Consider the following 13,600-nt stretch of genomic DNA (forward strand, 5'->3'; position numbering starts at 1 on the left):
CGTGATTACTCGGTGTCCAGCAACAGGGCGCCTTGTTGATCATCTTGGTCGATGAAGCCACTGAGCCCGACGCCGACCAATCGATAGCGTGTTTGCTCCGGCAGCTGCACGCGCGAGCGCAGGCCAGAGGCGATCATCGCGAGTGTTTCGGCATCATCCGGTGGAGCACTACTGGTCAATGAACGAGTCAGCGTGCGGAAATCGCTGGTTTTCAGCTTCAGTACCACCGTGCGCGCGATGCGATCGGGATATTGCTCGCGCTCGCGCTGATACGCGCGCCAAGTCTTGCCCGCCAGCTCACGGATGGCGTCATCGAGTGCGTCCAAGGGCAAATCGCTCGGAAAAGTATCTTCACTGCTGACTTGCAAGGTGACGCGTTGGCTTTGCACGGCGCGCTCATCAATGCCATGCGCCAGCTCATGCAGGCGTCGGCCCCAACGTCCCAATTGGCGTTCCAGTATTTCCACCGGTTGCGCGCGTATATCGGCGCAAGTGTGAAAGCCCATCGCCTGCATGCGCGCCTCGGTGACGCGACCGACCCCGGGCAGGCGGCCTACGGCGAGCGTGGAAAGAAACGCATCGACATGCTGCGGCTTCAGGACAAACTGCCCATCGGGCTTGTTCCAGTCACTCGCGATCTTGGCCAGGAACTTGTTCGGCGCGATGCCTGCGGACGCCGTGAGCGATGTCTCATCCCGTATCGCCGCGCGGATGTCCCGTGCGATGGCGGTCGCGCTGCCCAAGTCCTGTTTGGGTGATGTGACATCCAGATAGGCCTCATCCAACGACAGTGGTTCGATCAAGTCCGTGTGGCGGGCGAAGATCTCACGGATCTGCCTGGACACCGCCTTGTAGCGCACGAAATCCGGTGGCACGAAGACGGCTTCGGGGCATAGGCGTTCGGCGCGAATGGCCGGCATCGCGGATCTCACTCCAAACTTGCGCGCCTCGTAGCTGGCCGCGCACACCACCGAGCGCGCCCCCCGCCATGCCACCACCACCGGACGGCCGCGCAGCGCCGGATCATCGCGCTGTTCGACGGACGCGTAGAACGCGTCCATGTCGACGTGGATGATCTTGCGCGGGTCTGTCATTCGCACATTGTCCCGCAGGTGCGAGCGCGCCGCGACTTCACTCGCGACTCGCGTGCTTTCTGGCAATCTTTGCCTATCAACACCGAGGTTTCCGATGAAACAACGTCATTTCTCGATGCTGCGTGACTTCCACCTGGCCGACTGGTTCACCTTGGCCAACGCCTTCTGCGGCACTGGTGCCATTTTTGCCGCGATGCGCTTCCTGCAGGACGGCGTGGTGCGTGACCTCATGATCGGCATGGCACTGATCCCGCTCGCCTTCATTTTCGATGCGCTCGATGGCCGCATCGCGCGCTGGCGCAAGGTCTCGTCCACATTGGGGCGCGAGCTGGACTCATTGGCCGACATCATTTCCTTCGGCGTCGCGCCCGCCGCACTGGCCTATGCCTGCGGCATGCAGGGTGGCTGGGACTGGATCGTGTTGAGTTATTTCGTGGGATGTGGCGTAAGTCGACTTGCGCGCTACAACGTGACCGCCGAACAGCTCTCGGGTGACGAGGGCAAGGTGAAATACTTTGAAGGCACGCCCATCCCCACCAGCCTGGCCTTGGTGGTGGTGCTGGCCATCGCCACCATGCAGGGCGCGATCGGCGACAACCTGTGGTTCGGGATGATCAAGATCGGCCCTTGGCAGTTCCATCCGCTGGTGCTGATGTTCGCCATTTCGGGCTCGCTGATGATCAGTAAGACGATGCGGATTCCCAAGCCCTGAGGGCACCGAAAGCGGTCATCGGTGCGTGCTAGCATCGGGCGCATACAGGAGGAACCATGGCGAATTGGAACAGTGATTTCGACGCGCTCGCGCGGCAATATTGGGCGGGTTGGAACGAGATGATGCGGCAGGCCGCAGGCGCACAATCGGCGCCTGTTTCCCCTTTCGGCGGGCTGGGGCCGGGCTTCGCCATGCCGGGTTTTGGTGCCCCCGCGTTTGCACAACCAGCCTGGCCCAGCGCCATGCCTAACATGGGCGGCTGGCAGGATGCGCTGGGTCAATGGACCCGCTTCGCGCAATCGATGGGCGCGCAACAGCCGCCGGACTTGAACGCGACCCTCAACGACACGCTGGGCCGCTTCCAACAGCAAGCCGGTGATTGGTATGGCCGCATGCAGCAACTTGCCGGTGAGCTGAGCGGGCAGGCTGTGAGTGCGGGCGATATCGCCGAGCGCTGGAAGCAATTGCTCGAGCAGAACGGCGAAGGCGCCTGGCTGGAGATGTTCCGCAGCATGCAGTCGCCGCAGATGCACGGCTTCGACCAGTGGTATGAATCCGTGCAACCGATGCTGGCCGGCTGGCGCAACGAAGCGCGCGGCTGGTTGGGTACGCCTACCTTTGGCATTGGCCGCGAGCATCAAGAGCGTTTGCAGAAGATGATGCAGGCGCAGCTGGATTATCAGGACACGCTCGCCGCGCACAACGCCATGTTGTCGAAGTCGGCCCAGCAGGCGTACGAAAACTTCGAGAAGAAATTGGCGGAGCACGAATCGCCGGGCCTCGAGATCACCAGCGCCCGCGCATTGTTCGATTTGTGGATCGATGCCGCGGAAGATGCGTTTGCCGATATGGCGCTGTCCGGCGATTACCGCGAAGCCTATGGCGCGATGGTCAATGCGCAGATGCGCCTGCGTCAGGACGTGCAAAAGGAAATCGAACACGCCACTGGCCAGCTGGGCATGCCGACGCGTACCGAAATCGAAGCCGCGCATCGCAAGATCGCTGAACTCGAACGCATCGTCCGCCGGATGATGCGGGGCGAAGCGGCGCCCTCGCCGCGCGCTGCCAGTGACGCAGCGCCCAAGCGCCCGGCCGCGCGCAAGGCTACGACGAAGCCGGCATCCAAACCTTCAGCACGCAAAACGCCGGCCAAGAAAGCAGCCGCGAAGAAAGCCGCATCGAAAAAAACTGCCGCGAAAAAGACCCCTGCGAAGAAAACCGCACGCAAAACCGTGAAACGGAGCCGCTGAGATGACCAGCCCGCTGAAACTCACGCCAGAAGAACTCGCCAACGAAGCGCTGCGCATGCAGTCCAAGCTGGCTGCCGGTCTGGAAACGCTGCGCGAGGTGGACAAATTCGACTACGGCGTCACCCAGAAGCAGGAGGTCTGGCGCGACGGCAAGACGGTGCTGTATCGCTTCGTCGGCCCCAAGGCGCCGACCGCACGCGTGCCGATCCTGGTCAGCTACGCGCTGGTCAATCGCCCGTACATGATCGACCTGCAGGACAACCGCTCGCTGGTGAAAGGCCTGCTGGAGCGCGGCGAGGACGTTTACGTGCTCGACTGGGGCTATCCCGATCGTTCTGATCGCTACCTTGATCTTGAGGATTACGTGCAACGTTTCATCGGCGGCGCGATCGACCACCTGCGCGAATCGCATGGTGTGGCGGCGATCAACCTGCTTGGCATCTGCCAGGGCGGCGTGCTGTCGTTGTGCTATTCCGCGCTCAACCCGGACAAGGTACGCAACCTCATCACCATGGTGACGCCGGTGGATTTCCAGACCCCGGACAATATGCTGTCCAACTGGACCCGTGCGATGGACGTGGATCTGTTCGTCGACACCATGGGCAATGTGCCCGCGGATTTGATGAACTGGTCCTACCTCATGTTGAAGCCGTTCCGGCTCAACTTGCAGAAGTACGTCGGCATGGTGGATATCCTGGACGATGCGAAGGCAATGGAAGATTTCCTGCGCATGGAGAAGTGGATCTTCGATTCACCCGACCAAGCCGGTGAAGCGTTCCGCCAGTTCATCAAGCAGTTCTACCAAGGCAATGGCTTCATCAACGGCGGCGTGAAAATTGGTGATGAAGACGTGGACCTCGGCTTCGTCGACATGCCGGTGCTGAACATCTTTGCTGAGCAAGATCATCTGGTGCCGCCGATGGCATCGAAGGCGATGCAGGGCCTGGTCGGCACGCGTGACTACACCGAGCTCAGTTTCCGCGGCGGCCATATCGGCATCTACGTGTCCAGCCGCGCGCAGAAGGAAGTGCCAGACACCATCCACGAGTGGTTGCGCAAGCGTTGAGCGCAACAGCTCATCTTCATATTTCAACGACGACCCGCATGAACAGTATCGATAACCGCTTTACCCGCTCCCGCAGCCACCGCATGATCGCCGGCGTGATGGGCGGCATTGCCAAGCGCTATGGCTGGGATGCCAATCTTCTGCGCATCATCTTTGTGGTGGTCTCGGTGTTGTCGGCGGCGTTTCCCGGCATCATCGTCTACCTGATCCTCTGGCTGTTGATGCCCGAGGCCAACGACTAAGCCCATGCACCCGGTGACGGTGTTCTTGCTGCGCACGCTAGGCATCGTATGGACGGTGCCCAACACCTTGTTCGGGTTGATCGCAGGCGTGGCCGGCATGCCGTTCGGCGCGCGGGCTCGATGGTCGCGAGCGGAGTTTGCCATCGTCTTCGACCGCTGGCCCTGGGGGCCGGGTGGGGCGATGACGCTGGGCAATTGCATCATCAACACGCATGACGGGCTGGACGCCCAATGCATGACCTACGAACACCGCGCCGGCCATCTCGAAGAGCCGCATGTGCGTCTGGGCGACCACGAGCGCGCCCACGTCTACCAGTACATGCTGCTGGGGCCGTTGTTCCTGCCCTTGTACCTGTTGCTGGGTGGGGTGAGCGTGCGTAATCCGCTGGAACGCGCCGCCGACCGCTACGCGCATACGGGGAAGGGGTGGTGGCCTTGGGGGCACCGCCGGGTTGCCAGGTAATAGTGGTGATGAACGCGTCGCCAAGTGCCACAGAAATGAATCGCCCACTGCCACCGCAGCGCATTCACCGGTATACTTGCCCTCCGCGCCGGAGTGGCGGAATTGGTAGACGCAGCGGATTCAAAATCCGCCGGCCTTAAAACCGTGTGGGTTCGAGTCCCACCCCCGGCACCAGACGAAAAAACCACCTTTGTGGCGGTTTTTTTGTGGGGGTGTGGGTCTGCTTCCGACCCAAAGCGGACGCCATCAAAACAGCTGGTCGCTGCATGGATTCCCCGTGCAGGGCAAGAATCGCAGACGTCTTGATTGTGATTGTGTACCGCAATCCAAGATCGCTACCATCTTGCGCATGCTTGGGCTGAAACCCCATCGAAAAGGTTTGTTGATCCGCTTCTTATGGAGCGGATTGCTGGTGCTCGCGTTCGTGGTTCAGCCAGCCTTGGCGGCCATCGGTGAAGTCCACGAGCTCAGTCACGGCTCAACGACAGCGCATGCGGAGTTCGATGAAGCTGGGAAGGCCGACCCCTCCCGAGAGGGCGGGGACGGAGGTGGAGAAGCGCTGCACGTCCTGTCGCACCTCGCCCATTGTTGTGGCCACGCGTCGAGTGCAGTTCTCAATGGTGCGCCGGTCATGTTGTTCTTGAGCGGGTCCATCATGCCGCCAGAGAGTGGTTTGGCGCTGGCGCTAAGGAACGCACTCGACGACGTCCTCAGGCCTCCGATCCAGGCGTAACGCAATCGCACGCCTTGCTGCTGCGTGCAACCGTTTCGCCTGACATTTCGGAGACTTCCATGCACATGCGTATCGCGGCGCTTGCCGCGTGCCTTGCGGCATTTCTGGCGTGCGCGCCAGCGATGGCCGCTGATCGATTGACCCTGGATGATGCGATTCGTCGCGTCGAACAAGCCCACCCAGACCTGCGTCTGGTCGGCGCCAAGCGCGACGTGCTCGCCGCTGGCCTCGATCAGGCCTCCTTGCGCCCTCCATTGGTGCTTGGGGCATCGGTCGAGAACGTCATGGGCACCGGCGACCGCCGTTTCCTCGACAGCGCCGAAGCCACGGTGACGCTGGCCTCGGTGTTCGAGCGAGGTGGCAAGCTGGAGGCGCGGCGCACGTTGGCGCAATCGCGGATCGATGCCCTCGCTGTTGATCGCGAGGCCAAACGCCTTGATCTGCTTGCCGAAGTCGCGCGCCGTTATTTGGCGGTGGTCGCAGCGCAACGTCAGCGTGACGTCGCAGTGCAAGATATCGCCCAGCGCCGACGAACTGTTGCCGGCGCACGTCACCGCTTCACCGCCGGTGCCTCGCCCCAATCGGTGGTATTCGCAGCGGAGGCAGCGCTGTCACGCGCAGAACTCGAGCGCGCCCGCGCACAACAACGCGAGCGGAGCGCCCGTCAGCACCTGGCCGCGCTGTGGGGCGAGCGTGATCCGCAGTTCGCCGTGGCCAGTGGTAACCCTTATGCGCTGCCTGCCTTGGAGGCCTTCTCGGCATTGTCAGCGTGGCTGGACCGCACGCCGGAGATTGTGCAGTTCACGGGCGAGCGGCGCATCCGCGAGGCGCGCCTGCAGCTGGCCCGCAGTCAGGCGACGCCCGACTGGAGTTGGGAAGTGGGTGCGCGGCATTTCCGTGAAGGCAACGATGTAGGAGTGCTGGCGAGCATCTCCATCCCACTCGGCAGCCGGTCGCGCGCGCAGCCAGAGATCCGTGCGGCAGAAGCCGAGTTGGCGATGCTGGAGATCGAGCGCGAGTCCCGCGATCTCAGTCTGTACTCCACCTTGGCTGACGCGCACGGGCGCTACCTCAGCGCGCAGTTGGAAGTCAGGCTTCTTGGGCGCGAGGTCATTCCCAAGCTGGGTCAGGCGGAAAATGCGGCCGAACGCGCATATCGCGCGGGTGCGATCAGTTATCTGGAATGGGCGCAGCTGCAGTCCGAACGCACGATTGCGCGCAAACAACAACTTGAAGCCGCTCTGGAAGCGCAGCGTGCGCTGATCGAAATCCAGCGGCTCACCGGCCAGCCATTTGTCGAGGGCGCGGCCACCAATGAACAAGGGGAAGACCAATGAACCTGCGCCACTGGATGTTGCCGATCGCTTTGGTGATGGCGCTCACGGCTTGCGGCGGTGATGCGGCCAACGATGAGCATGGTCACGCCGAAGAAGGCGAAGCGGGCACCGAGCTCACCGAGGAAGCCGTCAAGGGTGCGCATGGCGGACGCCTGCTGGAACAAGAGGGCTACGCCGTCGAGTTGGCCATTGCCGAGGATGGCACGCCGCCGAAGTATCAGGCCTGGCTATACAAGGGTGACAAAGCACTGCCGGCGAGTGCTGGCAAAGTGGAAGTCAGGCTCAAGCGTCTGGGCAATATTGCCGAAACGCACACGCTCGCGCCGCAAGCGGATGGCAGCCTCATGGCGACCAGCACGGTAGGCGAGCCGCACTCGTTCGATGTCGAGGTGCTGGCCCAGATCGAAGGCAAGCCGCTGCGTTGGGCCTACGACAGCTATGAAGGCCGCACCACCATCGCGCGTGCGATGGCGGAGCAATCGGGGATCAAAATCGCACCGGCGAGCCCCGGCATCATCGCCGACGAACATGAAGTGCAAGGGTTGCTGACGCCGATCGAAGGCCGCAGCGCCAAAGTGACCGCACGCTTCCCCGGGCCGATCAGGCGATTGACCGCGCAAGTGGGTGACCGAGTCGGTGCCGGCCAGACCCTTGCCGTGATCGAGAGCAACCTGAGCCTGAGCAATTACAGCATCACCTCGCCCCTGACCGGCGTGGTGGTGACGCGCGACGCCCCCGTTGGCGCCGTAGCAGGCGAAGGCATGGTGCTGTATGAAGTGGCTGATCTCACCCGCCTGTGGGTCGACCTGCACATCTTTGGTGCGGATGCGCAGCACATCCAACCTGGTGGCCGCGTGCAGGTCACCCGCATGAGCGATGGCGCCACGCTCGACACGGTCATTGACCGCATCCTGCCCGGCACGGCAACCGCCAGCCAGAGCACCGTGGCTCGCGCCACCATCGCCAATGCTGATGGCCAGTGGCGGCCCGGTTCTGCGGTCAAGGCGCGCATCACCGTTGACCAACAGCCGGCCGCACTCGTCGTGCCCTTGGCCGCGCTGCAAAAGTTCCGCGATTGGGACGTGGTGTTCATCCGCGTCGGCGATACCTACGAGATCCGCCCGGTCACCTTGGGCAAGCGCGACGCCGCTCAGGTCGAGATTCTTGAAGGATTGAAGGCGGGTGATCAGGTGGTGGTGGAACAGAGCTACCTGGTGAAGGCGGATATCGAGAAGTCGGGGGCGTCGCATGACCACTAACGACACCGGTCTGCTGGAGCGAATGATCCGCTTTGCCATCGCCCATCGATGGCTGATGCTGGCATTGACCCTCGCCTTGGTCGCGCTTGGCGTGTGGAGCTTCACCAAACTCCCGATCGACGCCACACCTGACATCACCAATGTGCAGGTGCAGGTCAACACCGCCGCGCCCGGCTACTCGCCGCTGGAATCCGAGCAGCGCATCACCTGGCCGGTGGAAACCGCCATGGCCGGCATCCCGGGTTTGGACTACAGCCGTTCGATCTCGCGTTACGGGCTGTCGCAAGTAACCGTGGCATTCAAGGACGGCACCGATCTGTACTTCGCCCGCCAGCAAGTGGCCGAACGCCTACAGCAAGTGAAGTCGCAATTGCCGGCAGGCATCGAGCCCGAGATGGGACCTATCGCCACCGGCCTCGGCGAGATTTTCATGTACACCGTCGAGGCGAAAGAAGGCGCACGCAAGCCTGATGGCGCGCCGTGGACCTCAACTGACTTGCGCACGCTGCAGGACTGGGTGATCCGGCCGCAGCTGCGCAACGTGCCCGGCGTGACCGAGGTCAACACGATTGGTGGTTACGCGCGGCAGATCCACATCACCCCGGATCCTGCGCGTTTGCGCACGCTGGGCTTCACTCTGGAAGACGTGGTGCGCGCCGTCGCCGCCAACAACCAGAACGTCGGCGCTGGCTATATCGAGCGCAACGGGCAGCAGTTTCTGGTGCGCGTGCCGGGCCAAGTGGCGAATCTGGATGAGATCCGCGACATCGTGCTGGATCGCCGCGAAGGCGTGCCGATCCGCGTGCGTGACGTGGCAGGTGTGGGCGAGGGCCCGGAATTGCGCACCGGTGCGGCGACCCAGAACGGTGATGAAGTTGTGCTGGGCACGGTGTTCATGCTGGTCGGCTCCAACAGCCGCACGGTGGCGCAAGCGTCCGCTGCCAAGCTTGAAGAAGCCAACAAGAGTCTGCCCAAGGGCGTGCAGGCGCATGCGGTGTACGACCGAACCGCATTGGTGGATCGCACCATCAAGACGGTCACCAAGAATCTGGTGGAAGGCGCCTTGCTGGTGATTGCGGTGCTGTTCGCCTTGCTCGGCAATTTCCGCGCCGCATTGATTACAGCCGCAGTCATTCCGCTATCGATGTTGTTCACCGTGTTCGGCATGGTGCGCGGCGGCGTGTCCGGCAACCTGATGAGTCTAGGCGCCTTGGACTTCGGCCTGATCGTCGATGGCGCGGTGATCATCATCGAAAACTGCCTGCGACGCTTCGGCGAGTTGCAACATCAGTTGGGCCGGATTCTCACCAAGGAAGAACGCTTCGATGCCACGGCCTCGGCCACAGCGGAAGTGATTCGTCCCAGCTTGTTCGGTCTCGGCATCATCGCGGCGGTTTACTTGCCGATCTTCGCGTTGACCGGCGTGGAGGGAAAGATGTTCCACCCCATGGCGATCACCGTGGTGCTGGCGCTGACCGGCGCGATGCTGCTGTCGCTGACCTTCGTCCCCGCTGCCATCGCCGTTTTCCTCGGCGGAAAGGTCGAAGAGAAAGAGAACCGGGTGATGGCCTGGCTTCGCAAGCGCTACGTGCCGCTGCTGGACTGGTCGCTCAAACGCAGCCGATGGGTGTTTGCGGGCGCAGCGGCCTTGGTGGTGCTCAGTGGTCTGCTGGCCACGCGTTTGGGCACCGAATTCATCCCCAATCTGGACGAAGGCGACCTCGCCGTGCACGCAATGCGCATTCCCGGCACGGGATTGGATCAAGCGGTTGCCATGCAGGCAACGCTGGAACGCCGCATCAAGCAATTCCCCGAGGTCGAACGCGTGTTTGGCAAGATCGGCACGGCCGAAGTCGCGACCGACCCGATGCCGCCATCGGTGACCGACACCTTCGTCATGCTCAAACCCCGCAGCGAGTGGCCCGATCCGCGTAAACCGCGCGATGTGCTGGTCAATGAAATCGAAGTGGCCGTCAAGAAAATCCCCGGCAACAACTACGAATTCACCCAGCCGATCCAGATGCGAATGAACGAGCTGATCTCGGGTGTGCGCGCGGACGTGGCGATCAAGGTCTACGGCGATGACCTGGACACCTTGGTCGACGTGGGTAATCGCATCGAAGCGGTCGCCAAAACCGTGCCGGGGGCCGCCGATGTGCGGATTGAACAAGCGACGGGGCTGCCGTTGCTCAGCATCCTTCCCAACCGCCAGGCCTTGGCGGGTTACGGGCTCAACCCGGGTGTCGTGCAGGAAACGCTTGCCACGGCCGTGGGCGGCGAAACCGCAGGGCAACTGTTCGAAGGCGACCGACGCTTCGATATCGTCGTGCGATTGCCGGAAGCGATCCGCCGCGACCCGGCTGCGCTGGAAGACTTGCCCATCGCGCTCGATCCTGCCGCCAGCGCGACAGCGGATGCATCCAGCGGCACGGTCGGCAGTCACGCGCCTGCGCCGGGCACCGTGCCATTGCGCGAAGTCGCCAAGCTGGAGATGACGCTGGGCCCAAACCAGATCAACCGCGAGAACGGCAAAAGACGCGTGGTGGTGACCGCCAACGTGCGGGGCCGTGATTTGGGTGGCTTCGTACAGGAGTTGCGCACCGCGATCGACGCGGAGGTCGAAATGCCCGCAGGCTATTGGCTCGATTACGGCGGCACGTTCGAGCAACTGATCTCCGCCAGCCAACGTCTGGCTGTGGTTGTGCCGGTCACCCTGATATTGATCCTTGCGCTGTTGTTCTGGGCGTTTGGTTCCATCAAGGACGCCGGCATCGTGTTCACCGGCGTGCCGCTGGCCCTGACCGGCGGCGTGATCGCATTGGCGTTGCGCGGCATTCCGCTGTCGATCTCGGCCGGCGTGGGTTTCATCGCGCTATCCGGCGTTGCCGTACTCAACGGGCTGGTGATGATTGCCTTTATCCGCAAACTGCGTGAGCAGGGTGATGCACTGGACGATGCCGTGGTGGACGGCGCGCTCGGTCGTTTGCGCCCGGTGCTGATGACAGCGCTAGTGGCCTCGCTGGGCTTCATCCCGATGGCCTTCAATGTGGGTGCGGGTTCCGAAGTGCAGCGGCCGCTGGCCACGGTAGTGATCGGCGGCATCATCTCGTCCACCTTGCTCACGCTGCTGGTGCTGCCAGCGCTTTATCGTCGCTTGCATCGAAATGACACTTCACCACAAGAGCAAGCTCATGTCTGACTGCTGCGAACGCGCCAGCGCGGCCGAATGCGCTGCGCTTCGCATGGCTATCCGACTCTTGAAGGAGACACCGCCATGCTCATGAAGACAATGGCGTTATTCGCGATAACGGCAGTGGCAGAAATTCTGGGGTGCTGGTTGGTGCTGTTTGCCAAGCAGCCCGGTCGTTCATTGGGGTGGCTACTGCCGGCCGCACTTAGTCTGGCGGCCTTCGCGTGGCTACTCAGCCTTCATCCCGCAGCATCCGGGCGCGTGTATGCGGCGTATGGCGGCATCTATGTCGCGGTAGCACTGATCTGGCTGGCACTGGTTGACCGCGTGCCCATCGGGAGATGGGACCTGGTGGGCGGCGCGATGATGATCCCGGGCGCTTCGATTATTGTGCTGGCCAATTGGCGGAGCACGTAACTACTTAAATTTGATGGAGTAAGCGTATGTCTGCTGGACACGATCACGGTGGCGGTGAAATCAAGCATGAAAAACCGCTCTGGATAGCACTGGGATTGACCTCTGTGTTTCTTGTTGCGGAGGTCATCGGGGGGTTGATTACCAACAGCCTGGCCTTGCTCTCGGATGCCGCACACATGGGCACCGACGTACTCGCCTTGGCGATCTCACTATTCGCCGTGCGCTTGAGCCGCCGACCAGCGGACGCGAAGCGCACGTATGGCTACGCCCGCATGGAAGCGATCGGCGCGATGATCAACGGCGGACTGCTGTTCGTGGTGGCTGGTTACATCCTGTGGGAGGCGGTGGGTCGCTTCAGTCAGCCGCCGGAAGTGGCGTCCACTGGCATGCTGGTCGTGGCCACGCTGGGGCTGGTGGTGAACTTGATCTCCATGCGCCTGCTCAAAGCCGGGTCAGGCGAGAGCCTCAATGTGAAAGGCGCCTATCTGGAAGTGTGGGCCGACATGCTAGGGTCCATCGGTGTGATCGCGGGCGCCATCCTGATCAAGCTTACCGGCTGGACCATTGCCGACCCCATCATCGCTGTCCTCATCGGCCTGTGGGTGTTGCCGCGCACATGGGTGTTGATGCGCCAAGCCGGGAACATCTTGATGCAGGGTGTGCCCGATGGGTTGGATATGGATGCAGTTCGCAAAGCGCTGAGCGAATTCCCCGGCGTCACCGAGGTTCACGACCTACACGCATGGGCGCTGGGGTCGAAGGAGGCTGTTTTGACAGCTCATGTGGTGGGCGATGAAACCAAGGCGTCAGCGGAGCAGTTGAGGCTTGCATTGAGCGCGATGCTCGAGGAGCAGTTTGCGATTGAGCATGCAACCTTGCAGGTCGAGGCCGTACCCTGTGGTGATCATGATGTGCATGCGTGACGACGCAGCTCTTCATATGATTTGCGAAACGCATGTTATGCCCTCTTACACAACAGGGCACATACCACGTCATCAATCTTCACAGCCGAACCAAAGCGTGGCCGCCCCTGTCCGATCCTCGACCCTCTCAGGTGGAGGATCGGGCACTTTAGGTTCAAACATCCATCTGCTCCGCGATCTCTAGGGCATCATCTACCTCGATGCCTAGGTAGCGCACCGTGCTTTCCAGCTTCGTGTGCCCAAGGAGCACTGGTTCACCTCGCTCGCCCAAGCCCGCGATGCCATCGCCACTTGGCGTCGCGACTATAACGAAGTCAGACCGCACAGCAGTTGTGGGCGAATCCCGCCATCACTGTTCGCCACCAACCATCGTGCGCAAACCGGCAACAACGCAGTACCCTTCAACCCCGGGCTTTATCAGTAATCACTGGTACGTCCGGTGGGGGCAGGTCAATGTGATCCAAGCCTGCACGGCTTCACGAGTCGATTGGGTGATTTCAAATTGCACGGGGCGACCGGTCTTCTGTTGCATCACCATAGCTCGCGAAGACATCTGCCCGGCATGAGATACGTCGGATACCGGAGCTTCACCAAGTCGCAGGCGCGGAGCTTCGAGTCGATCGCCAGATTGAATAGGGCGAGATCTCGGACCTTGTGGCCAAGCTGAAGTCTGATCCGGATGGCCCAGACATCTTTCAGTTTGAGCGGCGACTTTTGGCCAATCAGCCCTCCCTTGTTCCAAGGCTCGTGAGGCTGAGCTGCATGAAGAATTGCCATGACCAACTCCTAATGATGGGGGCGGTCCGTGTTCTCCTACATCCAGTATCAAGGCGTTATTCGACCGACTGCGGACGTTCGCATTATGTGAAAAGACAAGGCCCGCAGTACTGCAGCTTCTCACGTACGGGCATCAG

Annotated in this window: 12 protein-coding genes, 1 tRNA gene and 1 pseudogene; 12 read left to right on the plus strand and 2 right to left on the minus strand. The window is 62.0% G+C overall.

Features of this window, described 5'->3' with window-relative positions:
- Positions 1–5 precede the first annotated feature (5 nt).
- Positions 6–1,094 carry a DNA polymerase IV gene (dinB, locus tag BW989_RS09390; protein ID WP_076587633.1) on the minus strand — a complete coding sequence of 363 codons (1,089 nt, stop codon included), beginning with the start codon at positions 1,092–1,094 and terminating at the stop codon, positions 6–8.
- Positions 1,095–1,188: 94 nt separating this feature from the next.
- Between dinB and BW989_RS09395 the strand changes: the two genes are divergently transcribed.
- From BW989_RS09395 to BW989_RS09455, 12 genes and pseudogenes are all read left to right on the plus strand, one after another.
- The gene (locus tag BW989_RS09395) at positions 1,189–1,806 is read left to right on the plus strand and encodes a CDP-alcohol phosphatidyltransferase family protein (protein ID WP_076587635.1); all 618 of its coding nucleotides are present in this window, start codon (positions 1,189–1,191) and stop codon (positions 1,804–1,806) included.
- Between the two features lie 56 nt (positions 1,807–1,862).
- The gene (gene phaE / locus BW989_RS09400; RefSeq protein ID WP_076587637.1) at positions 1,863–3,056 is read left to right on the plus strand and encodes a class III poly(R)-hydroxyalkanoic acid synthase subunit PhaE; all 1,194 of its coding nucleotides are present in this window, start codon (positions 1,863–1,865) and stop codon (positions 3,054–3,056) included.
- Between the two features lies 1 nt (position 3,057).
- Positions 3,058–4,122 carry a class III poly(R)-hydroxyalkanoic acid synthase subunit PhaC gene (locus BW989_RS09405; RefSeq protein WP_076587639.1) on the plus strand — a complete coding sequence of 355 codons (1,065 nt, stop codon included), beginning with the start codon at positions 3,058–3,060 and terminating at the stop codon, positions 4,120–4,122.
- Between the two features lie 20 nt (positions 4,123–4,142).
- Positions 4,143–4,364: a PspC domain-containing protein gene (locus BW989_RS09410; protein WP_425476660.1), complete on the plus strand. Its 222-nt coding sequence runs from the start codon at positions 4,143–4,145 to the stop codon at positions 4,362–4,364.
- 4 nt (positions 4,365–4,368) lie between these two features.
- Positions 4,369–4,827, plus strand: coding sequence for a hypothetical protein (locus BW989_RS09415; protein ID WP_076587643.1), 459 nt, complete (start codon positions 4,369–4,371; stop codon positions 4,825–4,827).
- A gap of 87 nt (positions 4,828–4,914) precedes the next feature.
- Positions 4,915–5,001: transfer RNA gene (locus tag BW989_RS09420), tRNA-Leu, on the plus strand.
- 618 nt (positions 5,002–5,619) lie between these two features.
- Complete coding sequence (locus BW989_RS09430; RefSeq protein ID WP_076587647.1) at positions 5,620–6,897, plus strand: TolC family protein; 1,278 nt, start codon at positions 5,620–5,622, stop codon at positions 6,895–6,897.
- Positions 6,894–8,156, plus strand: coding sequence for an efflux RND transporter periplasmic adaptor subunit (locus BW989_RS09435; protein WP_076587649.1), 1,263 nt, complete (start codon positions 6,894–6,896; stop codon positions 8,154–8,156). Before BW989_RS09430 ends, BW989_RS09435 begins: the two co-directional genes overlap by 4 nt.
- Positions 8,157–8,166: 10 nt before the next feature.
- On the plus strand, positions 8,167–11,355 hold the full coding sequence (locus tag BW989_RS09440) for an efflux RND transporter permease subunit (protein ID WP_076587968.1): 3,189 nt from the start codon (positions 8,167–8,169) through the stop codon (positions 11,353–11,355).
- 81 nt (positions 11,356–11,436) lie between these two features.
- A complete protein-coding gene (locus tag BW989_RS09445) occupies positions 11,437–11,763 on the plus strand; it encodes a YnfA family protein (protein ID WP_207551644.1) in 327 nt (108 codons plus the stop codon).
- A 26-nt stretch (positions 11,764–11,789) separates the two neighbouring features.
- On the plus strand, positions 11,790–12,686 hold the full coding sequence (locus BW989_RS09450) for a cation diffusion facilitator family transporter (protein WP_076587653.1): 897 nt from the start codon (positions 11,790–11,792) through the stop codon (positions 12,684–12,686).
- A gap of 244 nt (positions 12,687–12,930) precedes the next feature.
- Positions 12,931–13,110: pseudogene (locus BW989_RS09455) on the plus strand (integrase core domain-containing protein); the annotation flags it as partial.
- A 107-nt stretch (positions 13,111–13,217) separates the two neighbouring features.
- Here BW989_RS09455 and BW989_RS09460 read toward each other — a convergent pair.
- Positions 13,218–13,463: a site-specific integrase gene (locus tag BW989_RS09460; protein ID WP_242651411.1), complete on the minus strand. Its 246-nt coding sequence runs from the start codon at positions 13,461–13,463 to the stop codon at positions 13,218–13,220.
- Positions 13,464–13,600 lie beyond the last annotated feature (137 nt).

This window comes from Solilutibacter tolerans (assembly GCF_900155935.1).
GTDB lineage: Bacteria > Pseudomonadota > Gammaproteobacteria > Xanthomonadales > Xanthomonadaceae > Solilutibacter > Solilutibacter tolerans.

What these genes read in the sequence shown, in the direction of transcription:
- BW989_RS09395 (WP_076587635.1), top strand. Translation starts at nt 1,189, where the DNA reads ATGAAACAACGTCATTTCTCGATGCTGCGTGACTTCCACCTGGCCGAC.
- BW989_RS09415 (WP_076587643.1), top strand. Translation starts at nt 4,369, where the DNA reads ATGCACCCGGTGACGGTGTTCTTGCTGCGCACGCTAGGCATCGTATGG.
- BW989_RS09445 (WP_207551644.1), top strand. Translation starts at nt 11,437, where the DNA reads ATGAAGACAATGGCGTTATTCGCGATAACGGCAGTGGCAGAAATTCTG.
- BW989_RS09460 (WP_242651411.1), bottom strand. Translation starts at nt 13,463, where the DNA reads ATGGCAATTCTTCATGCAGCTCAGCCTCACGAGCCTTGGAACAAGGGA.
- phaE (WP_076587637.1), top strand. Translation starts at nt 1,863, where the DNA reads ATGGCGAATTGGAACAGTGATTTCGACGCGCTCGCGCGGCAATATTGG.
- BW989_RS09405 (WP_076587639.1), top strand. Translation starts at nt 3,058, where the DNA reads ATGACCAGCCCGCTGAAACTCACGCCAGAAGAACTCGCCAACGAAGCG.
- BW989_RS09435 (WP_076587649.1), top strand. Translation starts at nt 6,894, where the DNA reads ATGAACCTGCGCCACTGGATGTTGCCGATCGCTTTGGTGATGGCGCTC.
- BW989_RS09430 (WP_076587647.1), top strand. Translation starts at nt 5,620, where the DNA reads ATGCACATGCGTATCGCGGCGCTTGCCGCGTGCCTTGCGGCATTTCTG.
- BW989_RS09450 (WP_076587653.1), top strand. Translation starts at nt 11,790, where the DNA reads ATGTCTGCTGGACACGATCACGGTGGCGGTGAAATCAAGCATGAAAAA.
- dinB (WP_076587633.1), bottom strand. Translation starts at nt 1,094, where the DNA reads ATGACAGACCCGCGCAAGATCATCCACGTCGACATGGACGCGTTCTAC.